Raw genomic sequence first — 23,484 nt, 5'->3', positions numbered from 1 at the left:
CCTCCGTCTGAATCGGTGGGGCCGGTGGGGCCGGTGGGGATGGTGGGGCCGGTGGGGATGGCAAGACTGTATGCCTCAGGGCGGGGCATGCGATTGCTAATTCATGCGCGAGAGGCCCCTATGAGGGCAGGATCTGCCACAGCGGCGATCGAGTCCGCAAGATCCTGGATGCGGGCCGTCGGCACGCCCGCGAGGCTGATCCGCCCGGACGGGATGCCGTAGACGGCGTGCTCCTCGCGGAGCCGGTCCATCTGCCCCGGTGCGAGCGGCAGCCGCAGGAACATGCCGCGCTGCTCGCGCAGGGCGGCGAAGGCCGCGCCGCCCGGGCCCGCCGCCAGCGCGTCCGCCAGCCCCTCCCGCAGCCCGGTCAACCGCAGCCGCATCTCCTCCAGTTCGGCGCGCCACTGCGCGCGCAGCCCCGGGTCACCGAGGATCTCGGCGACGATCAGCGCGCCGTGCGCGGGGGGCTGCGAGTAGTCGGCGCGGGCGGTCACCTCCAGCACGCCGCGCGCGTACTCGCCCCGCTCCCGGCCCTCGGTCAGCACGATCGCGCAGCCGGTGCGCTCGCTGTACAGGCCCCACGCCTTCGACCCGCTCACCGCGACCACCGCCTCGGGCACCACGCGCAGCATCCGCCGCATGCCCGCGAGGTCCTCCTCCAGCCCGTCGCCGAGGCCGAAGTAGGCCTGGTCGACGAACGGGACGACGCCGCGCACGGCCATCACCGCCGCCAGCTCGTCCCAGAGCGGGCCCGGCATGCTCAGGCCCGTCGGGTTGTGGCAGCAGCCCTGGAGCAGGATCGCGTCGCCCCGGCGCGCGGTGCGCGCGACCGCCAGCACGGCCTCCGCGTCCAGCACGCCGTCGCGCGAGACGGGGTACTCGACCACGTTCAGACGCGCCGCCCGCAGGATCGCGAGGTGGTTCACGTACGAGGGGGTGCCGAGGTACACCGTCCGGCCGGGCCCGGTGGTGGCGAGGAGTTCGGCGAGCAGCCGCAGCGCGCCGGTGCCGGCCACGGTCTGCACCGCGGTGGCGCGGGCGACCAGCTCCTCCTCCCCCAGCAGCAGCCCGGTCACCGCCGCGTTGAAGCCGGTGTTCCCGGACAGGCCCAGGTACTCCTTGGACGGCGCCCGCGCGAGCAGCCTCGCCTCCGCCGCGAGCACCGAGGGCATCACCGGGGAGGCGCCCGACTCGTCGCGGTAGACGCCGATGATCAGGTTGAGCCGCTCGGGCCGGGGGTCGGCGGCGTAGGCGGCGCTCAGGTCCCAGAGCGGATCCAGGTGGAGCGAGGGGGTGTCGAGGAACATCGGGGTCTCCCGGAGCGGGGTGGAAGGGGGAGGTGGATACGGGAGGTGTTCTAACAGTCGACAACGTGTCTCTTCCATGAACCGCCCACTAATTGGCATGATCTGCCACATGACGACCCTCGACGAGATCGACCGCCGCATCATCCACGAGCTGCAGCTCAACGCGCGCATCACCAACCAGGAGCTGGCCGACCGGGTCGCCCTGTCCCCATCGCCGTGCCTGCGCCGGGTGCGCCGCCTGGAGGAGGCGGGCGTGCTGACCAGCTACACCGCCGTCGCCGACCAGCAGGCCCTCGGGCTGCCGATCACGGCCTTCGTCCGGATCACCATCGAGAACCACCAGCCGGAGGTGGTGGACGCCGTGGAGCAGCACATCCGCTCGATCCCGCACATCGTCGAGGCCCATCTGCTGGCCGGCGACCAGGACTACCTGCTCAAGATCGTGACGAGTTCCTTCGTCGCCTACGAACAGCTGGTGCGCACCCAACTGCGCCGCATTCCGTCGCTCGCCTCGGTGCAGACGACCTTCGCCTTCGGGGTGACCAAGCCGATGACGCCGCTGCCGCTCGCCTGACGCGTCCGACGCGTCCGAAGCGCCCGACGCAATGTTCTTGCGTCCGGGGGGATCGTCCTTGAAGCAGGGGGGGCGCCGAGTGCAAGCTTCGGCAACCAAAAGCCGACGGCGGCACATTCCGCCCACGGACCCCCAGGAGCATTCATGGCGCGGATTCCCACGGACGAAGACCGGCCGGACGATCCAGCCACCGAGGTCGTCCGGATCGCCCGGGACCTGATCCGGATGGACACCTCCAACCACGGACCGGGCCGGGCCGAGGGCGAGGCCGAGGCCACCGACTACTGCCGGGCGCTCCTGGAGGAGGCCGGCCTCCCCTGCCAGGTGTTCGAGGCCGCAAAGGGCCGGACCAACCTGGTCGCCCGCTGGCCGGGCCGCGAGCCGGGACTCCCGGCGCTGATGGTGCACGGCCACCTCGACGTCGTCCCGGCCGACCCGCGGGACTGGAGCGTCGACCCCTTCGGCGCCGAGATCCGGGACGGCATGATCTGGGGCCGCGGAGCCGTCGACATGAAGGGCACCGACGCCATGATCCTGGCCTCGGTCCGGGAGGCCGTCCGGCGCGGTGAGCAGCCCCGGCGCGACATCGTCCTCGCGCTCTTCGCGGACGAGGAGTCCGGCTGCGCCTACGGCTCCGGATGGATGGTCGACGAGCACCCCCACCTCTTCGAGGGCGTCGGCAACGCCGTCAGCGAGGTCGGCGGCTACTCGGTCGACATCGCCGGCCGGCGCGCCTACCTCCTGCAGACCGGCGAGAAGGGCGCCCTGTGGGCGAGGCTCACCGCCGAGGGGACGGCCGGCCACGGCTCCCAGCTCCACGACGACAACGCCGTGGTGAGACTGGCCGAGGCGGTCGCCCGGATCGGCCGCGCCGCCTGGCCGGTGACGCTCACCGACACCACCGACGAACTCCTCGAACGGGTAAGGCTGTTGGCCGGGCTACCGGCGGGCACCGACCCCCGCAGGATCGCCGAGGCGGCCGGCTTCGGCGCCCGCTTCATCCGCCCCTCCCTGCAGAACGTCGTCAACGTGACCATGTTCGACGGCGGCTACAAGGCGAACGTGGTCCCCGAACGCGCCTCCGCCGTGCTCGACGTCCGCTGCCTGCCCGGCCACCACGACGCCGTCCTGGACCGCATCCGCGAACTGGCCGGCCCGGGCGTTCGGCTCGACGTGGAGACCGACCTGCCCGCCCTGGAGAACCCCTTCGACGGCGACCTCGTCGCACGGATCACCGAGACCCTCCGCCACCACGACCCCGGCGCCGAGGTCCTGCCCTACCTGCTCCCCGCCGGGACCGACAACAAGCCGCTCTCCCGGCTGGGCATCCGGGGCTTCGGCTTCGCCCCGCTGCGGCTCCCCGCGGACCTCGACTTCCCCGCGCTCTTCCACGGCGTCGACGAACGGGTCCCCCTCGACTCGCTCGTCTTCGGCCGCGAGGTCATGACCGACCTCCTCCTCACCTACTGAACACCCTTCTGAACACCCTCCCCTGATCCGGCACCTCCCCCACCCTCCGGAGCCGCGCATGTCCGCACAGCTGTCCTCGGCCGCCCCCACCGAAACCGCACCCTCCACGCGGCAGTCCCCCCGCCTCGCCGTCCTCAGCACCGGTGCCGGCCACGCCGTCGAAGCCTACGACTGGGCGATCTACGCGACCTTCGCCCCGTTCTTCGCCAAGCAACTGTTCGACCCCGCCGACCAGACCTCCGCCGTCCTCCAGACGCTCGCGATCTTCGCCGTCGGCTTCATCACCCGCCCGCTCGGCGGCTTCGTCTTCGGCTGGATCGGCGACCGGCTCGGCCGGAAGAAGTCGATGACCCTCTCCATCGGGCTCGCGGCCACCGGCAGCCTGATGATCAGCCTCGCCCCGACCTTCGGCTCGGTCGGCGCCTTCGCCTCGCTGTTCCTGCTCCTCGCCCGGCTCGTCCAGGGCCTCGCCCACGGCGGCGAACTGCCCTCGGCCCAGACCTACCTCTCCGAGATCGCCCCGCGCGAGCGGCGCGGCCTGTGGTCCTCGATGATCTACGTCGCCGGCACCGCCGGCGTCCTCGCCGGCACGCTCCTGGGCGCGGTCCTCACCCAGACCCTGACCAAGAGCCAGATGAACGACTTCGGCTGGCGCATCCCGTTCGCCATCGGCGCGCTGCTCGGCCTGTACGGGCTGGTCATGCGGGCCAAGATGTCGGAGACCGAGGCGTTCGAGGGCATCCGCGAGAAGGCCGGGAAGGCCGCCGGTCCCTCGCTCATCCGGTCCATCGTCGACCACCGCAAGCAGGGCTTCCAGGTCGTCGGCATGACGGTCGGCTTCACCGTCATCTACTACGTGTGGGCGGTGGCGGCCCCGGCCTACGCGGCGACCAGCCTCAAGATCGACACCGGGCACGCGCTGTGGGCGGGCACGCTCGCCAACCTCGTCTTCATCGCCTCCCTCCCGCTCTGGGGCAAGCTCAGCGACCGCATCGGCCGCCGGCCCGTGATGGCCATCGGCAGTCTCGGCGCCGCCGCCCTGCACTTCCCGATGACCTGGCTGCTGCGCGACTCCGCCTGGCAGCTCACGGTGTCCATGGCCGTGATGCTCACCTTCGTCGGCGCCCTGGCGGCGGTCGCCCCGGCCGCCTACGCCGAGCTGTTCCCCGCGCGGATCCGCACCGTCGGCGTCGCCGTTCCGTACGCGGTGTCCGTCGCGGCGTTCGGCGGCACCGCCGCCTACCTCCAGACGCTGTTCACCGAGGTCGTGAAGCAGCCCTGGCTGTTCAACCTCTACGCGGTGGCGCTGCTGCTGGTCACCGCGCTGGTGGTGCGGTCGCTGCCCGAGACCAAGGGCATGGACCTCAACTGACCTCGTCCCGAGGTGCCCGCCGGTACGGATCCTCCCCGTACCGGCGGGCATCGCCGTGTCAGAACAGCGGGGACGGACGGCCCGCCGCCGGACCCGCCTTCGCCGCCGGAGCCGTCGCGTCCGGGGCCGCCGCGTCCGGGCGGCAGAACAGGTCCCGCCCCGGCAGCACGCCGGTGGCGAGGAACCGGTCGGCGGCGTCGACCGCGCAGGACGGCGTGGACCGGTCGTAGGCGCCGTGGTTGCCGCCGTCCACGGTCACCATCCGGGCCCGCTTGCCGAGCGTCGCCCGCATGCCCAGCGCGCCGGCGTACGGGGTGGCCGGGTCCCGCGTGGTCTGCAGCAGCAGGATGTTGGCGGCCCCCCGGTCGGTGACCCGGACCGCCGGCTCCACCGGGGCCGGCCAGAAGGCGCAGGGCCAGACGTTGGCGCCCATGCCGGCCACGATCGGGTTGCGCTGCCGGCTCTCGGTGACCTTCCGCTGGTACCGGCCGAGGTCCTTCGGCGCCGCATTGTCACCGCAGAGGACCGCCACCAGCGCGGCCACGTCGTTGTCCTCAGGGACGCCCGGGGTGCCCTTGACCAGCCACCAGTACGGGACCGGCCCGGCGCCGTCGTCGGCGAGGAAGCGCCACCAGTCGGCGATCTCCTGGAACAGCGAGGAATGGTAGGAGTCGAAGCGGTAGATCGCCCGCCACAGGTTCCCGTTGACCGGCCCGGCGACCGGGTGGGTCACCGGCGTGCGGTCCAACTTGGCGGCCAGCGCCAGGTAGTTGGCGCGGACGGCGGCCGGGGTCGCACCGAACCGCAGCGTGGCGTCGCGCTCGGCCGCCCAGGCGGCGAAGTCCTCGAAGCGCAGTTCGCTGGCGTGGTCCCAGCTCGCCAGCCGGTCGGTCCAGGTGACGTTGGGGCTGACGTTGGCGTCGAGCACGACGCGGTCGGTCCGCCCCGGGAACATCTCCGCGTACACCGCGCCCAGGTAGGTGCCGTACGACGCGCTGCGGTAGGAGATCCGCTGCTCGCCGAGGGCGGCGCGGATGCGGTCCAGGTCGCGCGCGGTGTTGGCGGTGGTCACGTGGCGGATCAGCTCGCCACTGTTGGCCAGGCAGTCGCGGGCCAACTGCCGGGCGAAGCTCACGTTCTGGTCGATCGAGCCGTCCGGGGCCGGGAACGGGAAGACCATCTCATTGGGCAGCGAGGCGGCGCTCCGGCCGCAGCTCACCGGAGTGCTGTGGCCGACGCCGCGCGGGTCGAAGCTCACCAGGTCGTAGCGGTCCAGCACGTCCTGCGGGTAGCCGGACTCCTGGGAGGTGGGCATGTGCAGACTGGCCACGCCGGGCCCGCCGCCGTTGTGCACCAGGATGCCGCGCCGCAGCCCCGGCTTGGCGGTCTCCAGCCGGGACACCGCGATCTCGATCGTCCGCCCGTTCGGCGCCCGGTAGTCCAGCGGTACCCGCACCGTGGTGCAGCGCAGTCGCGGGTCCACCGGCGCCCCGGACGGGTCGTCAGGACAGTCCGTCCACACCAGCGGACGGGGCCGCTCCTCCGGTGCCGCCTCGGCCGCCCCGGCGCCGACGCCGGTTCCGGCGAGCGCCAGGGCGAGGGCGAGGCCGACGGTTCTCAGTGGTGCTCTTGATCTCATAGGTCTGGACCATAGGGACGACACCACAGGCTGTCGTCCTCCTGGAGGGGTACTAATCCGCCGCTCGCCCGGCCGAGCACAACGCCGTGTCCACGGCCGCCTCCAGGTGCCGCGCCGTCGTTTCGTCGCCCGGCTGCACGGTGATGGTGATGCTCGCGGCGCGCCCGTCCCCGGTGGCGCCGCCGCGCGTCTCGTAGCCCGGGATGCTGCCGCCGTGGCCCCAGTAGACCCCGCCGCAGGAGAGCGGCGAACCCACCAGCCCCAGGCCGTACTTGCTGCCCTGGGCGAAGGGCCTTCCGGCGTCGACGGTCCGCCGCATCTCGGCGAGCTGGGCGGGCCGGAGCAGCCGCCCGTCCACCAGCGCACCGAAGAACCGGTTGAGGTCCGAGGCGGTGGAGACCAGCTGGCCCGCCGCCCACGCCCAGGAGGGGTCCATCTCCGTGATGTCGATCAGCGGCCCGCCGGTCGCCTCCCGGTAGTAGCCGTGGGGGTGGGCCTGGCGGATCGTCGCTTCGCCGGGGGCCGGGAAGTAGGTGTGCAGCAGGCCGAGGTGACGGATGATCCGCTGGTCGATCTGCTCGGCGAGGGGGCGGTGGGTGACCTCCTGGACGACCAGCCCGGCGAGCACGTAGTTGGTGTTGCTGTACGCCCACTGCTCGCCGGGCGCGAAGTCCGCCGGGTGCCGCAGCGCGATGTCGAGCAGCTCGCGCGGCCGGTAGGGGCGGATCTCGTCGTCGAGGTACCGCGTGTAGTCGGGCAGCCCGCTGGTGTGCTGGAGGATCTGGCGGACGGTGATGCCGCTGCCGTCGACCGCGCCCGGCAGGTACCTCTCCACGGGCGCGTCGAGCCGGATCCGCCCCTCGCCGACGAGTTGGAGCACGACGACGGCGGTGAACGTCTTGGTGTTGCTGCCGATCCGCACCTGCCCGCCCCCGGGCACCGCTTCGCCTGTCCTCACGTCACCCACACCGGCGGTGTAGCTGCGGGTCCGCCCGTCCAGCCGGCGGACCGCGCCCAGGGCCCCGGGCGCCCCGTCGTCCCTCACCAGCGCGTCGAGCTGCCGTTGGACGGCGTCCGGTTTGTGGGCGGCGACGGCGGACGGAGCGGCGACGGCCAGGGTTCCGGCGACGGCGGCGACCGTCATCAGGCGGACGTGGTGCGACTTCACGGGATGCCTCTCTGCGGGGTGTGGTCCCAAGACATCACGACCCCTGACGCACCGTCGTCAGCTCACCGGACGAGCGGCGCGCCCCGCCCGTGATCCCGAAGTCGCGCCCCGTCTCGTCCTACGGACGTACGGCGGTCATGGGCTGTAGGTGCACACCGCGTCGATCTGGATCCTCGCTTCCAGCGGGAGTCCCGCGACTTGAACCACCGTGCGCGCGCGGTGGCCGCCCACCCCTTCGACGACCCTCCGCACGTTCTCCAGCGCCCGGGCGGTCTGGCCGGCCACATCGGCCGCGATCTCGCCGCTCTCCTCGTCCACCGGAAGCCGACACGACACGAAGAGCGCCTGGCGGTTCTTTTGTCGATGTTGCGAACGGAGTGGGAAGTCGGGCCGGCCGACTTTCCGCTCAGCAGCAGTGGCCTCCCCCCTCAATGACCTTGCCCATGGCGGCCAGTATCTCGGCGTGGCCGAGGAAGTACAGGGCCGCCGCCAAGTCCCCGCCAAGGTCGCGCTCATCCAGCGCCGAACCGATCCAGGACACGGCGCCCCCACCTCCCCGATGGCCCGGCTCCAGCCCGTGCAGCAGGCAGAGCCGCTCATGTGCCGCCGAGAGGTAGGCCGCCCAGTCGTCGTAGTCCGCGAGATCCAGGCCGCTCAGTCGGTCGAGCCAGGCATCGGCATGAGAACGCAGAACGACCTCCGGCTCGCGGAAGTCGTACACCCATCCACACCGCTGCTCACCGCCTTCGACTGCCCACACCGCCGGCCGGAGTCCCGCCAGCCACGCCTTGCCGACTTCACGGTGGCTCTCGCACACGGCAACCGTCACCGCCGGCCCCGGACCGGAAGCGGCGTCCCCGGCGGACTCGAACCCGCCGACAACGGCGACGGGCGCCTCGTCGCAACGGTGGACGGCCCGCATGGCGGGGTTCTCTCGCGGCCGACCGCCGTCTGCCGAGCGGCGCTCCCTCAGCTCGACGAGCCATTCCCGCAGTTGCTCGTCGTCGTGCAGGTAGGCGCCGTGCTCGCCGTCGGGCAGGTCGATCCCGTATAGGAGGCCGAGCGCCCACCAGGAGGTGTCGTCCCACTCCACCCCGTCGTCGGCCACCCACCGGGCGGCCCATCGGTCGGCCTCGTCCCTGGTCAGACGGCCCTCGACAAGCGCGACGAAACGCTCCTCGATCTCATCAGGAGTCGGTCGGCGGGTGGCATCCATGCCCCGACAGTACAGACGGGCAGGGACCGGCTCGCAGGGTGGAGTGGGAAGTCGGAGGGGCCGACTTCCCACTCCACCGGGGGTCAACGGGGCGGGGTGGCGGTCGAGGTGGGGCGGGGGACGGGGTGGTGGTGCTCGCCGTGGTGGCGAGTGGTGAGGGGGTAGGCCCACACCAGGAGGGCGAGGAGCAGCACGAACGGGAGAACGGTGCCGAGCGCGGCGCTGCCGGTGACGGCGGGCGACGGCGGCGCGGTATCGCGGGGTTCAGCCGGCATCGGCGAGGTCGAGTTCGGCCCAGACGGTCTTGGCGTTGGGGTGGCGGGGCACGGTGCCCCAGCGGTCGGCGAGGGCGTCGATCAGGACGAGCCCCCGGCCGGACTGGCCGTCAGAGGTGCGGGAGGCGGGGAGGACGGGGAGGACCGGGAAGCGGTCGCCCCGGCAGTCGGAGACCTCGATCCGCAGGGTGGCGCCCCGGCGCACAAGGGTGGTGAAGCAGAGGTGCAGCTCGAATCCACGCCCCGCAACGCGACCATGCCTGATGGCGTTCGACGCCAGCTCCGCAACGATGATCAGCGCGGAGTGGAACGATTCCCCGAACGCGGAATCGACTCCCCAGAGGGCGAGTTGGCGTCTGGTGACGGTGCGGCAGAGGCAGGCGCCCTTCGGAGTGGCGTCGAGTGTGATGGTGTGACGGCGGGGGTTGTCCAGCGGAATTTCAGTCGTCATGGGGAAAAGCGTGGCGGCCTGGACGTACGCTGACCACGAGTCCGGCAAGCACGGAGGGTGGTTGTGCGGACGCGGAGGGTCGGCAGGTCGGGGCGGCCCGGATCATTCGGTCGCAAACACGTGTGAGCAGGGGTGATTCCCATGGTGAGTGGTGTCGAGCGCACGGTCTTCGACGACGGGGAGACGGCGGAGAACTCGGACGGGGTCGCGGAGTTCTACAGCGCGGTGGGCAAGTTGATGAAGATGTTCCGCGAGCGTGCGGGGCTGACGCAGCGCGAACTGGCCGACATCATCGGCTACAGCGAGGACATGCTCGGCGCGGTCGAGCGGGGGAAGCGGACGCCGAGAGTCGAGATCCTGGTCAAGGTGGACGACGCCGTGGGGGCGGGGGGTGCGCTGAAGCTCATCGCGGACGACGTGATGAAGGCGAAGATCCGGATCAGCGAGCGGCACCCGGCCTCGTCCAGGGCCTTCACGCAGGAGGAGTCGAGGGCGCTTGAGATCCACGAGTACAGCACGATGGTCATTCCCGGACTCCTGCAGACCGAGGCGTACATCCGGGCACTGTACGAAATGCGCCGGCCGCTACTCTCCCCCGAGCAGATCAACGAGTGGGTGGCAGCGCGACAGACCCGGCAGGAGATCCTGACCCGTTGGCCGCTGCCGGTCGTGACGTGGGTGATCGACGAGAGCGTTCTTCGGCGTCCTGTGGGCGGTTGGGACGTCCACGCCGAGCAACTTCAGCACCTCCTCAAAATCGGGCAGATGCGAGGCCCTGAACTTCAGATCATGCCGCTCGACCGGCTGACTCACGCCGGAATGGGTGGCTCGTTCACAGTCTTGACACCGCCCAATCGGCCGCAGATCGGATACGCGGCTGCTCAGCACGTGAATCGGTTGGTCACGGACCCCGTCGAGGTCCGTAATATGGCCGCACGGTACAGCAGCATCCGGGCTCAGGCCCTGAGCCTGAAGGAGTCCCTGGCCCTGATCGAGAAGATTCTGGGAGAGCGGTAGGCATGGCCGAGCTGGCATGGTTCAAGAGCAGCCACAGCACCAACGAGGAAGCCCAGTGCGTCGAGATCGCCGAGACGCCCGGCACCGTCCACGTTCGTGACTCCAAGGACAAGAGCGGCCCACAGTTGGCCTTCGAGCCGGCCGCGTGGAAGGCGTTCGTCACGTTCGCCGCGAACGCCGACGTCTGAAAACAGCACCACCCCGACGGCCCGCCGCTTCCCCGCGGCGGGCCGTCGGCGCATCCTGGTCCCATGACCGAGCTGACATGGTTCAAGAGCAGCCACAGCAGCAACGAGGACGCCGCGTGCGTCGAGATCGCCGAGACCCCCGGCACCGTCCACATCCGTGACTCCAAGGACAAGACCGGCCCCCACCTCACCTTCGAGCCCGCCGCCTGGCAGGCCTTCGTGAACTTCGCAGCGAACATCCGTATCTGAGTCGACAGAACGAGATCGGTTGGACCAGAGTCACGGTCATGGCCGATCTGTCTCCCCCCTCACTCCCCCCGTCCTACCGGTGGCGGGCGGCGACCGTCGCCGATGCCCCCGCCATCCACGCGCTGGTCGGCGCCCGCGAGCGCGGGCTGCTGGGCCGTCCCACCACCGAAGCCGACCGCATTGCCGCCGACCTCGCACTGCCCGACCTCGACCCGGCCGCCGACACCCGGCTGGTGTACGACTCGGCCGGGTCTCTCGTCGGCCGGGCCTGGGTCCACGGTGGTCGGCGCAGCGCGGTCGACGTCCACCCCGGCCATCAGGGGAAGGGACTCGGCAGCGCGCTGCTCGACTGGGCCGAGGCACGGGCGCGGCAAGCGGGTGGCGAACGGCTGAGCCAGACGGTCCCGGACAACGACCGGGCGGCGGTGGGGCTGTTGCGGTCACGCGGGTACGAGCCGTTCGTCGCCCAGTGGCAGCTTGAGATCGGGCTGCCCGCCGAACCCGAGGTGCCCGGCCCGCCACCCGGCATCACCTGGCGTTTCTTCCGGCCCGGTGACGAGCGGGCCGCGTACCGGCTCACCGAGGACGCGTTCGACGAGTGGCAGATGCGGCGGAAGCCCTACGAGGAGTGGGCCCGGCACACCGTCGGACTCGACACCTTCGCACCCGCGCTCTCCCCCGTGGCGTTCGCCGGCGGCCAGATGGTGGGTGTAGTGCTGTCCTTGGACGTCCCGGGCACCGACGAGGGCTACGTCGAACGCGTCGCCGTCCGGAAGGACCACCGCAACCGGGGGATAGCCCGCATGCTGCTGCGGGCGTCGTTCCAGGCGTCCTACCGCCAAGGCCGCCGCACGTGCACGCTGTGGACCCACTCGGAGACCGGCGCACTGTCCCTGTACCAGCGGGTGGGCATGACGGTCCGCCACAGCTCCGCCGTCTACGGCAAGGCCCTCACTTGCGAAACCGGTTGAGGAGGTGGTTCCGCACGCCCTCGTCGCTAGGCTGGTTGCGATCGCGACGTCGCGTTGAACGCGGGAGAGGCCCGCGAAGTCTCCGCGTTCGTCCGTGACGGCCACCGCTTGCGGCAGGGCTCGTTGGTTCTGGATCCCGCCCGGCGGCTCCTTCCGGAGGTCCCCCTTCTTCGCCGCCCCAGCGGCGTGCTGATGGGCGGGAAAATCCAGGGGAGCGGACGGCCGCGCGCTGCTACGGTCGGGCGCCATGAGCTGGCTTCCCGATGACTTCGTCCACCCCGTCCTGGTACCGCTGCCGGGCGGTGGCCATCACCTGCGGCCGATCCGGGAGGCGGACACCCCGCTCGACTATCCGGCGGTGATGGGTTCGCGCGAGCGGCTGTGGACCATCTTCGGCCCGGCCTGGGGCTGGCCCGCGGACACCATGACCTACGAGTCCGACCAGGCCGACCTCCTGCGGCACGAGAAGGAGATCGCCGCGCACGAGTCCTTCAACTACGCGCTGTTCGACGCGGCGGAGACGGTCCTGCTCGGCTGTGTCTACATCGACCCGCCGGAGAGGGCCGGCGCGGACGGCGAGATCTCCTGGTGGGTGGTGGACGAGCTGGTGGGCGGCGAGGTCGAGCAGGCCCTCGACGCGCTGGTGCCGCAGTGGATCGCCGCCGACTGGCCGTTCGAGCAGCCGCGCTTCCTCGGCCGTGAGACCTCCTGGTCGGACTGGCTCGCCCTGCCGCGGCATCCCGGCACGTAAGTGGTTGTTACAGCTTCTCAGCCTCTTCCAGCGGGCTGGACAGGAGCGATCGAGAACTGCACGGCGTGCGTCCATGCGCTCGGGCCCCTCGCAGGGCCGTCCGGACTTTGGGATACTTGATCCACCGACAGAGCGCCGAAGCCGGATCAAGGCCCGCCGTCGCTTGAGAGCGGTCCAACGCTGCGGACCCACACCGGAAAAGGTGCGGCCTCCGGCGCGGGAGCGGTCTGCTCGGACCGGCCGTCCTCGGCCTCAGGGTCCGAACAGGCAACCAGGCCCGGCTCCCGCTCACGCAGGAAGCCCTCAACGACAGCACCAAGATCGTCGGTCGCCACGTAGGCGCCGCCGAAAGGCAGATCGTCTGCCGCCACCGATCCGGTTGAACACCGGAGCTGCTCAGCCTGCTCGTCGTGCCACACGTAGAACGTCGCCGGACCTGCGAAGCCCGCCTTGCCTATCCGGAGCCGGAGACTCTCGGCGGTTCGCTCGAAGGCGGCGACCACCTCCGACACGGACAAGGCATGCCTGTCATCCCCCTCCGCCCCCAGCAACCAGGTGTTGGTCGCCCACTCCACCCGCCGATCGCTCGGCTCCAGCACCAACGGTTCATCCGCCACCTCGGCGATCCATGTCAACAGCACCCCGGAAGTATCCCGCACACCCCGGCCGGCTCCCGGCGGCGGCGGAGTGGGAAGTCGGCCCGGCCGACTTCCCACTCCACGCATCTCGCGCGTGATCGGCCGCTGCCGCCCGGGCGGTGGACGGTGAGGTCGCCGTGGGCCGGGGGGCGTCCGCATGCCGGTGCGAGCGCCGTTGGGTGCTGCCGGGCCAGGCCCGTCGTATCAGCTCGGCCTCAGCGCGCAGGGGTGGACCAGATAGGAACCCAGCCAGCCGTCCCGGTCGCCGTCCTTGAACGCTATGGCCCGGCCCACCAGCCGGTCCCGCTCCGCCCGGAGTTCGAGACCGGTGCTGGGGCTGTTGAGCCGGGCGTCGGCGGTGGGCAGTTGGATCGGGGCAATCGCGCACAGGTCCCAGCGCCGGGAGGCGGTGGCCGGGGCGGTGACCGGCGGTCCGTCCGCCGGCCGGATCTCCACCCGGCAGCCGGACAGGACCCTGATCCGCAGCGGAACCTCCCCCTCCCCCGTGCCGATCTCCCCGGCCCAATCGCCCTGTGCCAGCGTCATCGGACGGGCCTGCTCGGTGATCGGGTTGATCTGCTCACTGGAGAAGCCGGGCGCCAGGACGCCCATGAGATGGCCGACGACGGCGTCGCGGGCGGCCTTGTCCGTCGAGTTGGCCAGGACCGCGACCGAGAGTTCGCGCTCGGGGATGTCGATCATCATCGTGGCGACGCCGCCCATGCCGCCGCCATGGCTGTGGATCACCGGTCCGGCGCCGCGCGATGTGACCCGGCCGAACCCGTACCGAGGTGCTCGCTGATCGGCACGGCGTCGTGCATGGCCGCGACGGTGGCGGGCTTGAGCAGCCGGGAGGCCGTCCGGGCGAAGAGTGCGACATCGCCGGCGGTCGCCCACCCCGCGGTCGCGGCGGGGTGGCCGCTGAAGCAGGTGGCGTAGGCGCGACCGTCGGCGGAGTAGCGCCGGGCGACGGGCGCCGGCCCGTCGTAGGCCGGCCCGTAGGCGAAGCCGCGCAGACCCAGTGGTTCGGCGATCCGCTCACGCAGGTGGTCGCCCAGGTCCCGGCCGGTCACGGCCTCCACCACCCGGCCCAGCTCGTGGTAGCCGAGGTTGGCGTACTCGAAGTCCGTACCCGGCTCGCGGACGAGCGTGCGGTAGCGGTCGATGCCGACGGGCAGCGGACCGTTGCCGTAGTGGAAGCTGTAGAACGCCGGGAGGTCGCCACGGTGCCGCAGTAGCTGACGCGGCGTCGGCGCGGTCCACCGGAAGCTGCCGGGAATCGGGGCGTCGAGGTCCAGCAGGCCTTCGTCGGCGGCCAGGCAGACGGCTGTCGCCGTGAAGGCCTTGGTGACGGAGGCCAGGCCGTAGACCGTCTCCGGAGTGGCCGGCCGCCGGTCGGCCACGCTCGCCGTGCCGTAGGCCCGGGCGAGTACGACCTCGTCCCGTTCGGCCACCGCGACGGAGACCGACGCGCAGCCGTGATCGGCCAGCGCCCTGGCGCAGAACTCGTCCAGCCCGGCCAGTCCGTCCGACATGCCGTCACCCCCCTGATCGGAACGCGGGATACCCGACCCGACAGACGGCAACTGTACGGCGCCGGCCACGGGCGGCTTCGATGGGATCTCGCCATCGAAGGTCATTTTCCAGCCTGATGCACACTCTCCATCGCCAGGAGCCCCATCTGGCTTCAGAACTGGTGCAAGATCATTCCATCTGACATGTGAAATTTCACATGTCAGATGGGATTCACTGCCCGGCAATGCGCCGGGCACACCACGTCAACAAGGAGCAGCTCCCGATGAACCGTTCCCTGAAGGGCCTGACCGTGATCGCGGCGGGCATGGCCACCGCCGCGCTGATGGCCGCCCCGGCCCAGGCCGCCACCACCGGTACCTCCACCACGACCGCGACCTTCGAGACCTGTAGCCCGTGGTCGCTGCAGAGCGGTCTGAACACCCAGGTCTGCGCCTCCGTCAACGGCACCAGCGTCCAGTTCCTCGGCCGCATCGCCCTGGCCGGCCCGCCGTCCCCCGGCTACCCGCCGCAGCCCCAGGACCTCATCACCACGCTCTCCGGCCAGGTCGTCAACGGCGCCTCGCTCGGCTCCGTCAACCAGGGCGTGAACTTCCTCGCCAGCACGGTCACCGTCAACGGCCCGAGCGCCACCGTGCCGTGCAACAACGTCGTCAGCGGCACCTTCAGCGTCTCCAAGTTCGGCTGGTACCCGTCCCCGGTCTCCATCAGCACCCCGATCCCCTGCTGACCTGAGCACCGACCGGTGATCGCCGGGCTCCGCGGAACCCATCCGCGGAGCCCGGCGGGCGCCTCCCATCGCGGCGGAGTGGGAAGTCGGGCGGGCCGACTTCCCACTCCGCGCACCTCGCACGCCGATCAGCCGCTGCCGCCCGGGCGGTGGACGGTGAGGTCGCCGTACGCCGACAGCGTGCCGGCCAGGTCGCCGGGTTCCTGGCGCAGGGTGGCGTCCAGGAAGGCGAGCGTGGCCGCGGCGACGACGCGCGGGCCCTCGCCGCGGCCGTCCAGGGAGCCGACCAGGGAGGGCAGGGGCGGCAGGTAGAGGGGGGCGTCCGTGAAGGTGAGGTGGGCGGTGCCGGGGACGGTGAGCCGGTAGCCGGTCGCGGTGCCGAGCTTGAGGACCTCGGTGAGGCGGGGGATGTAGCGCTCGTCGGTCTGCGGGCCGATGGCCTGGGTGAGCGCGAGGGCCGGCTGGTGGAAGGGGAGCCGTTCGGGGTCGCGGGGGTAGCCGTCCAGGTCGATGACGGCGGTGAAGCGGCCGTCCTGCCGGGCCGCCTGCAGCGCGGCGGCGCCGCCCAGCGAGTGGCCGGTGGCCGCGGCCCGGGCGGTGTCCAGGCGTCCGGTGAGCGCGGCGTCGCCCTCGCCCCGGTCCAGGCGTTCCAGCCGCGTGAGGACGAAGCCCAGGTCCGCGGCCCGGATGCGCGTGGTCTCGGCGGCCCGCCGGTCGTCCTCGGCGTCGTCCCCGGTGGAGGCGTTCTCGGTGCCGATCGTCCGGCCGTCGGCGAGGACGACGGCGGCGGAGTCGTACGGGTGGTCGAGGGCGGCCACCACATAGCCGTGGCTCGCCAACTCCTCTGCCCACGCGGTGTTCTGCGTCCGCACGCCCCCCAGCCCGGGCGAGAACAGCACCACGGGGAACCGCCCGCCCTCGCCGGCCACCGGGGCGTCGACGACCGCGTGGCTGCGGGCGCGCGGGACACCGTCCATCAGGAAGCCCGGGAGACTGGAGTAGCTCGCCAGCGCGTCGGCGACGGTGCGCGCCTCCTGCTCGGTGCGGCCCAGGTACCGCGCCCGCGGCGTGCCCTCGGGACTCTCCTGCGCGGGGTACCAGAGCTGCACCACCACCGTGCGCCGGTCCTCGGGATCGGGGGTGGCGGTCTCGGGGCGGTCCGGGTCGATCCACTGCATCACCCGGGTGCCGACCGCGAACCGCCCCGTCGGCGCGGGGAGTTCGGGGACGGGGAAGGCCCAGGCTGCCGCCGGGCCCGTGGCGGTCAGGACGACGCAGAGCGCCGTGCCCGGCAGCGCCACCCACCACCGGGCCCGCCGCGCCGGCCGGCCGGTACGCCGCCGGACCAGCGGGGCGACGGCGAACGGCAACGCCAGGGCGCCGCCCGCCAGCACCGGCAGCAACTGCCAGCGCAGGCCCGTCACGCCCAGCCCGACCGCGCACAGCGCGAACAGCGAACCGGCCGCGACGGTGACGGGCTCGCGGGCGGCGGCGGGAAGCCAGCGCGCCGCCACCAGCGCCACGGCGCCCAGCAGGGCGAGGATCTCCAGGGGGGACAGCTGCGGTCCCGCGATGATTTCGGTCACCGGGCCATCGTCGGCGCGGGGTGCGCGCCGCCACATCGCTCGCGGGTCGCCGCCGCCTGCCACCTGGGGCGCAACCCTCGGCGGGGCCCTTTGCGACCGGGGTCGCAGGCGAACCCGCGTGATCGACGGACGCTTTGCGACCACGGTCGGTGGCGGGCCTCCTCCTGCGGTCGTACCCCGGCGCGGCGCGATCAGACGGTGGGCTCATGCGGTGCGGCCGACCGTCCGCCTACCGTGGGTCGCGGTGGCAGGCCCGACCGGGCCCGCCGGAACACCGAAGCGACAGGAACGTCGATGGCCGCACCGCTGACGAGGTACGCCGACCCGGCCTCCGCACGGGCGGCGCGAGCGGTGGGCGCCGCCCGGCGCCGGGCCTCCCGGCTGCCGGCCGTGGTGTGGGACGCGCTGCTGCCGGCGCTGCTCCTCCTCAACGTCCTGACCACGCACCCGCCGCAGGAGCTGCCCGAGGCCGTGGCGCTGACGGCCGCGCTCTCGCTGCCGCTGCTGTGGCGGCGCCGGGCACCGCACGCCGCGTTCGGCGTGGTGGCGGCCGCAGCCCTCGTCCAGTGGCTACTGGACGTCCAACTCCCGGCGGACGTCGCCCTGTTGGTGGCGCTCTACACGGTGGCCGCGGCCTCGGGGCGGCGCGGCACACTGGCCGCCCTCGCCGTCGTGGAGGCGGGGGCCCTGCTGGCCTGCAACCGCTGGGCGGCGGACGGCGCGTTCCTGACGCCGTTCGTCGCGGTGAGCGCGATGGCCGTCGCCGCCGCCGTCCTCGGCATGAACGTCCGGACCACGCGCGCCTACCTCGCGGCCGTGGAGGAACGGGCCGCGCGCCTGGAGCAACAACAGGAGCAGCAGGCGCGGTTGGCCGTCGCCGAGGAGCGGGCCCGGATCACCCGCGAGATGCACGACATCGTCACCCACAACCTGTCCGTCATGGTCGCGCTCACCGACGCCGCCGTCTGCGCGCAGCACCGGTCGCCCGACAAGGCGACGGCGGCGATGCTCCAGATCTCCGAGACCGGCCGCCAGGCCCTGACCGACATGCGGCGCTCGCTGGGCGTCCTGCGCGCCGACGAGCCCGACGCCGAGCGCCACCCGCTGCCCGGCATCGCCCAACTCCGGGACCTTGCCGAGCAGATGAGCACCGCCGGACTGCCGACCCGGATCGAGGTCGACGGCGGGGGCACCGGCGTTCCCGCCACCGCGCAACTGACCGTCTACCGCCTGGTGCAGGAGGCACTGACCAACGCGCTCAAGCACACGCCCCCCGGCACCCGCGCGCAGGTCCGGGTGCGGTGCACGGCCGGAGCCGTCACGGTGGACGTCACCGACAGCGGCCCCGGCTCGCCGCGCCCCGGCGCCGCGCCCGCCGGCCACGGCATCCCGGGGATGCGCGAGCGCGCGGCCGCCTACGGGGGGACGCTGCGCGCCGGACCGCTCCCGGACGGCGGCTGGGGCGTCCACACCCGCCTGAACCTCGGCGGCAGTGGAGTGGTGTCCGCATGACGATCCGCGTCCTGATCGCCGACGACGAGGCACTGCTCCGGATGGCCTTCTCCACCGTCCTCGACGCCCAGCCCGACATCACCGCGGTCGGCGAGGCCGCGGACGGCGCCGAGGCGGTCCGCCTCGCCCGCGAACTGCGGCCCGACGTCGTCCTCATGGACGTCCGGATGCCCGGGACCGACGGGATCGAGGCGACCCGGCGGCTCGTCCGGGCCTCCCCGGAGAGCAGGGTGCTGATCCTCACCACCTTCGACCTCGACGAGTACGCCTTCGCCGGCCTCAGCGCCGGCGCCTCCGGCTTCCTGTTGAAGAACACCAGGCCCGAGGAACTCCTCACCGCCATCCGCAGCGTCGCCGCCGGCGACGCGGTGGTCTCCCCACGGATCACCCGCCTGCTCCTGGAAAGCGTCCGCCCGCACCTCCCCGCCGGCACCGACACCCCCCACGACAACCGGCTGCACCGGCTCACCCCCCGCGAACGCGAGGTACTCGTCGAGGTCGCCCACGGCCTCTCCAACACCGAGATCGCCACCACCCTGCACCTCGCGGAGGCCACGGTGAAGTCCCACCTGGGCCGCATCCTCCACAAGCTCGAACTCCGCGACCGGATCCAGGCCGTGATCTTCGCCTACGAGAGCCGCCTCATCCACCCATCCTGACGCCAGCCGACCGATCGTGGCCGAAGTCCCTTTCTTTACAGGTGCTTTACACCCCTTGGGTCGATCGGCGAAAAGGCTGCCGCCTCGCCGGGAAGCACCTAAGGTGTGGAAGGTTCGGGGGAAACCTTCTTTTCGTGCGGCGCGGTCGCCGGGTGGGGTGAGCTGTGGGTCTTTTTGAAATGAGCCACCGTCAAGGTCTTCTGTGTGCCATGGGATTGATCGTCTCGACGGCGGCGATCGGCTGCTCGGGAGGGGAGGAAAAGCAGGCGCCGACGCCGGTGGACGACACGATGCCCTATGCGACGAGCACCGTCACCGCGGAGTCGCAGCCGGTGGCCTGGTACGATCTCACGCCCGGGCAGTGCTTCTCGGGCGAGGAGTTCAAGGACGGCAGGAACGTCGCCACGGTGCCCTGCGACAGCCCCCACATGTACGAGGTCATCTCGCCCGCCCTCGCGTACCTCCCGCCCGGCGGGACCTACCCGGGCAAGCAGGACACCATGGTCAAGACGCTGGTGCCGTTCTGCGCCGACAAGCTCGCCAACGCCGTGTTCAAGGGCGAGCGCCCCACCGGACGCCTGAGCCTGTTCCCGGTCACGCCCGTGGGCGAGGAGGCCTGGGCCTCCGGCGAGCGGCGGGTGGTGTGCGCGATCTTCAGCAGTGACCGACGGCTTCTCGGGGCTCCGATGCTCGACGCCCAGGCGCAGGCCGCGGGCGCCGGAGCGGCTGGATGACGGTCGAACTGCACGGGCTCACCAAGTTCTACGGCCGCGGCAAACGGCACCGGGCGGCGCTCGACGGGCTCAGCATGACGGCACGGGCGGGTGAGGTCCTCGGGCTGCTCGGGCCGAACGGCAGCGGCAAGACCACCGCCCTGCGCTGCCTGCTCGGGATGACCCGCGCCGACGGCGGAACGATCACCGTGCTCGGCCGGAAGGTGCCGGACCAGTTGCCGGAGATATCCTGCTCGGTCGGCGCGCTGATCGAATCCTCCCCGGTGCCACGCGGTCTGACGGCCCGCCACTTCCTGCACCACGTCACCGCTCTGGCCGGCCTCCCCCGGCACCGCGTGGCCGAGACGCTCGAACTCGTCGGCCTGGCCGACCGCGCGGACGAGGCCGTCACCGGCTACTCCCTGGGCATGCGCCAGCGGCTGGGCATCGCGCTCGCCCTCGTGCACGACCCGGCCCTGGTGGTGCTCGACGAGCCCGCCAACGGCCTCGACCCCCAGGGCATCCGCTGGCTCCGCTCCCTGCTCGGACGGCTCAGGGACGAGGGGCGCACCGTGATCCTCTCCTCGCACCTGCTCTCCGAGGCCCAACTCGTCTGCGACAGCGTCGTCGTCGTGGAGGCCGGGCGGACCCTCCTGACGGGGCGGGTCGACGAACTCATCACCCCCCCAGGCCGACCGGGCCCTGATCACCTGCCCCGACCCGGACGCCGCCGCGGACGTCCTGCGGGACGCCGGCGCCGATGCGACCGGCGGCCTGGACGGCCTGGACGTCCGGGGCATTCCCGTGGACAAGGCCGTCGAGGCCCTCGTCCACGCCGGGCAGACACCGCTGGAAGTCCGGCGGCACCGCCCGAGCCTTGAAGAACTGTTCCTCGCCAGCGTTTCCGGCGACGAGACGAAGCCGGAAAGCGGAGCATGACGATGACCCACCCGAGCCCCCCCGCGCCTGCGACCGTCCGCGGCGCACCGCCGGCGGGCCGGCTGCTCGCCGTTTCCGGCCAATGGCTGCGCAGCGCCAGGGTATTCCGGATCACGGCCGTGATCGCCCCCGTGCCCACGGTCTGCTACGGCGTCCGCCTGTGGCTCACCCACAACACGGACCTGGCCGCCGCCCACGCGGACGCCGAGAGCCGGCGCGCCGAGCTGATCGCCCGCATGGGCGTGAGCCCGTCCCTGGTCGACGCGGACCAGTTCTACACGGACCCCCGGTACCTCCTGGCCGACGCGCTGCCCGACGACCTGACGGTCGCGACCTCGGTGACCGCCTGCATCCTGTTCATCCTGGGCGCGTCGCTCGGCGGCGCGGACTGGCAGAGCCGCTCGGCGAACGTCTGGATCCTGGCCGAGCCGCGCCGGCACCGCCTCCTGCTCGCCCGGGTGTCCGTCGTCGCACTGGCCGGCGCCGCCCTCGCCGCGGTGGTTCTGGCGATCGTGGGGGCCGCCGCGGCGGTGACCGCCGCGACCCGCGGTACGACCGGCGGTGTCGACGGCGCCTGGATCGCGGACATCCTCCAGGCGGCGCTGCGCGGAACGCTGGTCGTGGCCGCCCTCGGCGCGCTCGGCGTCGCGTTCGGCTGGGCGGCGCGCAGCGCGGTCGTCCCCTTCGCCACGGTGTTCGTCTACGTGCTCTTCGCGGAGGCCCTGGTCCGCAACGTCCTGACCGGGCTGCGGCCCTGGATGCTGACCGTGCTGATCCCCTCCGCGACCGAGCTTGCACCGCCCCCGCCGGCGAAGTGCACCGCCGAGGGCCTCTGCGAGGACGTCACGGCGATCCTCGCCCCCTGGCCGGCCGCGCTCGCCGTCACGGGCCTCACGGCCGCGTTCCTGGCCGTGGCCTGGCTGCTGGTCCGCCGGCGGGAGGTCCGCTGAACGGGGCGCGACCGACGACCGTGAGGCCCGCCCGGCGCAGGGCGGGCCTCACGTGGCTTCACCGTGATCTCCGCCGTACCCGGCGAGGACACCGTGCAGAGGCGGCCTCCAGGCGCCCCCGACATCCGCTTCTGCCGAAGTGGGAAGTCGGCCCGGCCGACTTCCCACTCTTCCGGGCGCCCCGGATGCGCTTCCGCACACCTCTGACGCGGCCGGAGCGCGGCCAGGACGCGGACGGGGTCGACGCCTGGATCCACGACGGTGCCACCTCGTGGGCGTCCTTCGCCGCCGTCGGCGACGGCCGGTCCGTCCTCCACCAGGGCGGTGCGCGCCGGATCGGCGACGAGCTGCTGCCCGCCTGGTCGCAGCGGGAGGAACTCGGCCGCCCACAGCCGTGCGGCAACCCCGCGAGGGGCTGCGGTGGCCCCTGCTCCCGGCGGCCGTGGTGGCCGGGAGCAGGGGAAGGACCGGGGGCGGCGCTACGGTGCGGGCGGGCAGACCAGGCTGCTGACGGCGGGCGGGGCGGGGATCTCGCCGGCCTGGTAGGTGCCCTGGGCGTACTCGTAGTAGAAGTACTGGACCTGGAAGTCCATGACGGCACCGGTGGTGCAGTCCGAGTCCGCGCTGAACCGGAACGGCAGGGTCACGGTGCGGCTGTCCCCCGGCGCGATGGGAACCGCTGGTGAGACCAGGTTGAAGTAGGCGTTCCTGGGCAGGAATTCGCACCAACTCGCGCCGGAGCATCCGGTGATCTCCCGGCGGACCACCGCGGAGGACGGCAATCCCCCGTCGGAGACCAGGAGCGCCGCGTAGAGGAAGGTCACCGGGACGGCCTGGCGGTTGGTGAAGGTCACCGTCAGCGTGGCGGACTGGCCCGGCGTGAGCGTCGTGTCGTCGACGCTCAGCGCGAAGTGCGGCGGCAGTGGCTCGGGCGCGGCGAAGGCCTGCCCGCTGAAGCCCCACAGGCTGAGGAACAACGTCAGTGCGGCGACGAGACGCACACGCCTCATCGCCGAGGCGGGAATAGACATGGTCGCCCAGCGTAGGCACCCGCCCCCGCCCCGTCTGCCCCGCCGTCGGGATTCCGGCCATGATCGGACGCACACGCACGCGACCCGGTGTGACGGATGTCGGCGCCACCCCTCATGATCGGAACACCCGGGTGCCGGGACGTTCCCGGGCACCGCCCAGCGGGTGCGAGAGGCGGATGGTGGGCGTGAAGAGCGAGGTCTGGCGGCTGGTGCGGCAGGACGAGCCGGTCGGCGAGGTCGTGGTCGACTCCGCGGACTTCCCGTGGCTGTACGGACGGTTCGTTCCGGGGCCGGGGTTCGCGGCGGTCGAGCCGTGGTTCACGGAGGCGGCGGCCCTGGTGGAGGCGGACGAGTGGGAGCGGTTCGAGGAGTGCTACGACCGGATCGCGAGCACTCTGACGCTGGTGGGGCCGAAGGGGCCGGCCGCGGAGTTCCTGCTGCACATCGAGGGCGACCAGGCCCGGTTCCGGTGGAGCGACGAGCCCTTCGACGAGGCCTGAGCCCGGGACCCGTTTGCGGGGGCCGGGGTGGTGTGGTGCATTGGG

27 protein-coding genes are annotated in these 23,484 nt (G+C 72.3%); 15 read left to right on the top strand and 12 right to left on the bottom strand.

Annotated features, from left to right (window positions below):
- Positions 1-101: 101 nt before the first annotated feature.
- The gene (locus ACFZBX_RS19250) at positions 102-1,307 is read right to left on the bottom strand and encodes an aromatic amino acid transaminase (RefSeq protein ID WP_391534935.1); all 1,206 of its coding nucleotides are present in this window, start codon (positions 1,305-1,307) and stop codon (positions 102-104) included.
- Positions 1,308-1,416: 109 nt separating this feature from the next.
- On the opposite strand from ACFZBX_RS19250, the gene ACFZBX_RS19245 reads away from it, so the two are divergent.
- The 3 genes from ACFZBX_RS19245 (at position 1,417) to ACFZBX_RS19235 (ending at position 4,723) form a co-directional block, all read left to right on the top strand.
- Positions 1,417-1,881: an Lrp/AsnC family transcriptional regulator gene (locus ACFZBX_RS19245; RefSeq protein WP_391534934.1), complete on the top strand. Its 465-nt coding sequence runs from the start codon at positions 1,417-1,419 to the stop codon at positions 1,879-1,881.
- 144 nt (positions 1,882-2,025) lie between these two features.
- Positions 2,026-3,351, top strand: a complete 1,326-nt coding sequence (locus tag ACFZBX_RS19240; RefSeq protein WP_391534933.1) for a M20/M25/M40 family metallo-hydrolase — start codon at positions 2,026-2,028, stop codon at positions 3,349-3,351.
- A gap of 58 nt (positions 3,352-3,409) precedes the next feature.
- Complete coding sequence (locus ACFZBX_RS19235; RefSeq protein ID WP_391534932.1) at positions 3,410-4,723, top strand: MFS transporter; 1,314 nt, start codon at positions 3,410-3,412, stop codon at positions 4,721-4,723.
- A 58-nt stretch (positions 4,724-4,781) separates the two neighbouring features.
- On the opposite strand, the gene ACFZBX_RS19230 is transcribed toward ACFZBX_RS19235, so the two are convergent.
- The 6 genes from ACFZBX_RS19230 to ACFZBX_RS19205 form a co-directional block, all read right to left on the bottom strand.
- On the bottom strand, positions 4,782-6,362 hold the full coding sequence (locus ACFZBX_RS19230; protein ID WP_391534931.1) for an alpha/beta hydrolase: 1,581 nt from the start codon (positions 6,360-6,362) through the stop codon (positions 4,782-4,784).
- A gap of 52 nt (positions 6,363-6,414) precedes the next feature.
- Positions 6,415-7,506 (bottom strand): serine hydrolase domain-containing protein, encoded by a 1,092-nt coding sequence (locus ACFZBX_RS19225; RefSeq protein ID WP_391535038.1) that lies wholly within the window; start codon positions 7,504-7,506, stop codon positions 6,415-6,417.
- A 159-nt stretch (positions 7,507-7,665) separates the two neighbouring features.
- A complete protein-coding gene (locus ACFZBX_RS19220) occupies positions 7,666-7,848 on the bottom strand; it encodes a RidA family protein (protein WP_391534930.1) in 183 nt (60 codons plus the stop codon).
- 88 nt (positions 7,849-7,936) lie between these two features.
- On the bottom strand, positions 7,937-8,746 hold the full coding sequence (locus ACFZBX_RS19215) for a hypothetical protein (protein WP_391534929.1): 810 nt from the start codon (positions 8,744-8,746) through the stop codon (positions 7,937-7,939).
- An 83-nt stretch (positions 8,747-8,829) separates the two neighbouring features.
- Positions 8,830-9,021, bottom strand: coding sequence for a hypothetical protein (locus tag ACFZBX_RS19210; RefSeq protein WP_391534928.1), 192 nt, complete (start codon positions 9,019-9,021; stop codon positions 8,830-8,832).
- Positions 9,011-9,472 carry an ATP-binding protein gene (locus ACFZBX_RS19205; RefSeq protein WP_391534927.1) on the bottom strand — a complete coding sequence of 154 codons (462 nt, stop codon included), beginning with the start codon at positions 9,470-9,472 and terminating at the stop codon, positions 9,011-9,013. Before ACFZBX_RS19205 ends, ACFZBX_RS19210 begins: the two co-directional genes overlap by 11 nt.
- A gap of 141 nt (positions 9,473-9,613) precedes the next feature.
- Between ACFZBX_RS19205 and ACFZBX_RS19200 the strand changes: the two genes are divergently transcribed.
- The 5 genes from ACFZBX_RS19200 to ACFZBX_RS19180 all read left to right on the top strand — a co-directional run bounded on the left by ACFZBX_RS19200 (position 9,614) and on the right by ACFZBX_RS19180 (position 12,648).
- Positions 9,614-10,489 (top strand): helix-turn-helix domain-containing protein, encoded by an 876-nt coding sequence (locus ACFZBX_RS19200; RefSeq protein WP_391534926.1) that lies wholly within the window; start codon positions 9,614-9,616, stop codon positions 10,487-10,489.
- 2 nt (positions 10,490-10,491) lie between these two features.
- Entirely contained in the window at positions 10,492-10,677 is a 186-nt protein-coding gene (locus tag ACFZBX_RS19195; protein WP_391534925.1) for a DUF397 domain-containing protein, read from the top strand.
- Between the two features lie 63 nt (positions 10,678-10,740).
- Positions 10,741-10,926 (top strand): DUF397 domain-containing protein, encoded by a 186-nt coding sequence (locus ACFZBX_RS19190; RefSeq protein WP_391534924.1) that lies wholly within the window; start codon positions 10,741-10,743, stop codon positions 10,924-10,926.
- 38 nt (positions 10,927-10,964) lie between these two features.
- Positions 10,965-11,897, top strand: coding sequence for a GNAT family N-acetyltransferase (locus tag ACFZBX_RS19185; protein WP_391534923.1), 933 nt, complete (start codon positions 10,965-10,967; stop codon positions 11,895-11,897).
- Positions 11,898-12,144: 247 nt separating this feature from the next.
- Positions 12,145-12,648, top strand: a complete 504-nt coding sequence (locus ACFZBX_RS19180; RefSeq protein WP_391534922.1) for an N-acetyltransferase — start codon at positions 12,145-12,147, stop codon at positions 12,646-12,648.
- A 146-nt stretch (positions 12,649-12,794) separates the two neighbouring features.
- On the opposite strand, the gene ACFZBX_RS19175 is transcribed toward ACFZBX_RS19180, so the two are convergent.
- From ACFZBX_RS19175 to ACFZBX_RS19165, 3 genes are all read right to left on the bottom strand, one after another.
- Complete coding sequence (locus ACFZBX_RS19175; RefSeq protein ID WP_391534921.1) at positions 12,795-13,289, bottom strand: hypothetical protein; 495 nt, start codon at positions 13,287-13,289, stop codon at positions 12,795-12,797.
- Positions 13,290-13,490: 201 nt separating this feature from the next.
- Complete coding sequence (locus ACFZBX_RS19170; protein ID WP_391534920.1) at positions 13,491-14,033, bottom strand: hypothetical protein; 543 nt, start codon at positions 14,031-14,033, stop codon at positions 13,491-13,493.
- Positions 14,030-14,821 carry a serine hydrolase domain-containing protein gene (locus tag ACFZBX_RS19165; RefSeq protein ID WP_391534919.1) on the bottom strand — a complete coding sequence of 264 codons (792 nt, stop codon included), beginning with the start codon at positions 14,819-14,821 and terminating at the stop codon, positions 14,030-14,032. The genes ACFZBX_RS19170 and ACFZBX_RS19165 overlap by 4 nt, the downstream gene beginning before the upstream one ends.
- A gap of 263 nt (positions 14,822-15,084) precedes the next feature.
- Between ACFZBX_RS19165 and ACFZBX_RS19160 the strand changes: the two genes are divergently transcribed.
- The gene (locus ACFZBX_RS19160) at positions 15,085-15,549 is read left to right on the top strand and encodes a hypothetical protein (RefSeq protein ID WP_391534918.1); all 465 of its coding nucleotides are present in this window, start codon (positions 15,085-15,087) and stop codon (positions 15,547-15,549) included.
- Between the two features lie 128 nt (positions 15,550-15,677).
- On the opposite strand, the gene ACFZBX_RS19155 is transcribed toward ACFZBX_RS19160, so the two are convergent.
- Positions 15,678-17,171 carry an alpha/beta hydrolase family protein gene (locus ACFZBX_RS19155; RefSeq protein ID WP_391534917.1) on the bottom strand — a complete coding sequence of 498 codons (1,494 nt, stop codon included), beginning with the start codon at positions 17,169-17,171 and terminating at the stop codon, positions 15,678-15,680.
- A 258-nt stretch (positions 17,172-17,429) separates the two neighbouring features.
- Between ACFZBX_RS19155 and ACFZBX_RS19150 the strand changes: the two genes are divergently transcribed.
- The 5 genes from ACFZBX_RS19150 to ACFZBX_RS19130 all read left to right on the top strand — a co-directional run bounded on the left by ACFZBX_RS19150 (position 17,430) and on the right by ACFZBX_RS19130 (position 21,908).
- Positions 17,430-18,647, top strand: a complete 1,218-nt coding sequence (locus tag ACFZBX_RS19150; RefSeq protein ID WP_391534916.1) for a sensor histidine kinase — start codon at positions 17,430-17,432, stop codon at positions 18,645-18,647.
- Positions 18,644-19,306 carry a response regulator gene (locus tag ACFZBX_RS19145; RefSeq protein WP_391534915.1) on the top strand — a complete coding sequence of 221 codons (663 nt, stop codon included), beginning with the start codon at positions 18,644-18,646 and terminating at the stop codon, positions 19,304-19,306. Before ACFZBX_RS19150 ends, ACFZBX_RS19145 begins: the two co-directional genes overlap by 4 nt.
- Before the next feature lie 209 nt (positions 19,307-19,515).
- Complete coding sequence (locus ACFZBX_RS19140) at positions 19,516-20,040, top strand: septum formation family protein (protein ID WP_391534914.1); 525 nt, start codon at positions 19,516-19,518, stop codon at positions 20,038-20,040.
- On the top strand, positions 20,037-20,900 hold the full coding sequence (locus ACFZBX_RS19135) for an ABC transporter ATP-binding protein (protein ID WP_391534913.1): 864 nt from the start codon (positions 20,037-20,039) through the stop codon (positions 20,898-20,900). Before ACFZBX_RS19140 ends, ACFZBX_RS19135 begins: the two co-directional genes overlap by 4 nt.
- A 60-nt stretch (positions 20,901-20,960) precedes the next feature.
- Complete coding sequence (locus ACFZBX_RS19130; RefSeq protein WP_391534912.1) at positions 20,961-21,908, top strand: hypothetical protein; 948 nt, start codon at positions 20,961-20,963, stop codon at positions 21,906-21,908.
- 479 nt (positions 21,909-22,387) lie between these two features.
- Here the strand turns inward: ACFZBX_RS19130 and ACFZBX_RS19125 are convergent, their stop codons facing one another.
- Positions 22,388-22,939 carry a hypothetical protein gene (locus ACFZBX_RS19125; protein WP_391534911.1) on the bottom strand — a complete coding sequence of 184 codons (552 nt, stop codon included), beginning with the start codon at positions 22,937-22,939 and terminating at the stop codon, positions 22,388-22,390.
- 176 nt (positions 22,940-23,115) lie between these two features.
- On the opposite strand from ACFZBX_RS19125, the gene ACFZBX_RS19120 reads away from it, so the two are divergent.
- Positions 23,116-23,439: a hypothetical protein gene (locus ACFZBX_RS19120; protein ID WP_391534910.1), complete on the top strand. Its 324-nt coding sequence runs from the start codon at positions 23,116-23,118 to the stop codon at positions 23,437-23,439.
- Positions 23,440-23,484: the final 45 nt, after the last annotated feature.

It is taken from the genome of Kitasatospora sp. NPDC008115, from assembly GCF_042957205.1.
GTDB lineage: Bacteria > Actinomycetota > Actinomycetes > Streptomycetales > Streptomycetaceae > Kitasatospora.
This window is presented reverse-complemented; position numbering and strand designations above follow the sequence as displayed.

Coding starts and splice junctions, on each gene's coding strand:
- ACFZBX_RS19250 (WP_391534935.1), bottom strand. CDS start 1,307: ATGTTCCTCGACACCCCCTCGCTCCACCTGGATCCGCTCTGGGACCTG.
- ACFZBX_RS19245 (WP_391534934.1), top strand. CDS start 1,417: ATGACGACCCTCGACGAGATCGACCGCCGCATCATCCACGAGCTGCAG.
- ACFZBX_RS19240 (WP_391534933.1), top strand. CDS start 2,026: ATGGCGCGGATTCCCACGGACGAAGACCGGCCGGACGATCCAGCCACC.
- ACFZBX_RS19235 (WP_391534932.1), top strand. CDS start 3,410: ATGTCCGCACAGCTGTCCTCGGCCGCCCCCACCGAAACCGCACCCTCC.
- ACFZBX_RS19230 (WP_391534931.1), bottom strand. CDS start 6,362: ATGAGATCAAGAGCACCACTGAGAACCGTCGGCCTCGCCCTCGCCCTG.
- ACFZBX_RS19225 (WP_391535038.1), bottom strand. CDS start 7,506: ATGACGGTCGCCGCCGTCGCCGGAACCCTGGCCGTCGCCGCTCCGTCC.
- ACFZBX_RS19215 (WP_391534929.1), bottom strand. CDS start 8,746: ATGGATGCCACCCGCCGACCGACTCCTGATGAGATCGAGGAGCGTTTC.
- ACFZBX_RS19210 (WP_391534928.1), bottom strand. CDS start 9,021: ATGCCGGCTGAACCCCGCGATACCGCGCCGCCGTCGCCCGCCGTCACC.
- ACFZBX_RS19205 (WP_391534927.1), bottom strand. CDS start 9,472: ATGACGACTGAAATTCCGCTGGACAACCCCCGCCGTCACACCATCACA.
- ACFZBX_RS19200 (WP_391534926.1), top strand. CDS start 9,614: ATGGTGAGTGGTGTCGAGCGCACGGTCTTCGACGACGGGGAGACGGCG.
- ACFZBX_RS19195 (WP_391534925.1), top strand. CDS start 10,492: ATGGCCGAGCTGGCATGGTTCAAGAGCAGCCACAGCACCAACGAGGAA.
- ACFZBX_RS19190 (WP_391534924.1), top strand. CDS start 10,741: ATGACCGAGCTGACATGGTTCAAGAGCAGCCACAGCAGCAACGAGGAC.
- ACFZBX_RS19185 (WP_391534923.1), top strand. CDS start 10,965: ATGGCCGATCTGTCTCCCCCCTCACTCCCCCCGTCCTACCGGTGGCGG.
- ACFZBX_RS19180 (WP_391534922.1), top strand. CDS start 12,145: ATGAGCTGGCTTCCCGATGACTTCGTCCACCCCGTCCTGGTACCGCTG.
- ACFZBX_RS19165 (WP_391534919.1), bottom strand. CDS start 14,821: ATGTCGGACGGACTGGCCGGGCTGGACGAGTTCTGCGCCAGGGCGCTG.
- ACFZBX_RS19160 (WP_391534918.1), top strand. CDS start 15,085: ATGAACCGTTCCCTGAAGGGCCTGACCGTGATCGCGGCGGGCATGGCC.
- ACFZBX_RS19155 (WP_391534917.1), bottom strand. CDS start 17,171: ATGTGGCGGCGCGCACCCCGCGCCGACGATGGCCCGGTGACCGAAATC.
- ACFZBX_RS19150 (WP_391534916.1), top strand. CDS start 17,430: ATGGCCGCACCGCTGACGAGGTACGCCGACCCGGCCTCCGCACGGGCG.
- ACFZBX_RS19145 (WP_391534915.1), top strand. CDS start 18,644: ATGACGATCCGCGTCCTGATCGCCGACGACGAGGCACTGCTCCGGATG.
- ACFZBX_RS19140 (WP_391534914.1), top strand. CDS start 19,516: ATGGGATTGATCGTCTCGACGGCGGCGATCGGCTGCTCGGGAGGGGAG.
- ACFZBX_RS19135 (WP_391534913.1), top strand. CDS start 20,037: ATGACGGTCGAACTGCACGGGCTCACCAAGTTCTACGGCCGCGGCAAA.
- ACFZBX_RS19130 (WP_391534912.1), top strand. CDS start 20,961: ATGACCCACCCGAGCCCCCCCGCGCCTGCGACCGTCCGCGGCGCACCG.
- ACFZBX_RS19125 (WP_391534911.1), bottom strand. CDS start 22,939: ATGTCTATTCCCGCCTCGGCGATGAGGCGTGTGCGTCTCGTCGCCGCA.
- ACFZBX_RS19120 (WP_391534910.1), top strand. CDS start 23,116: ATGGTGGGCGTGAAGAGCGAGGTCTGGCGGCTGGTGCGGCAGGACGAG.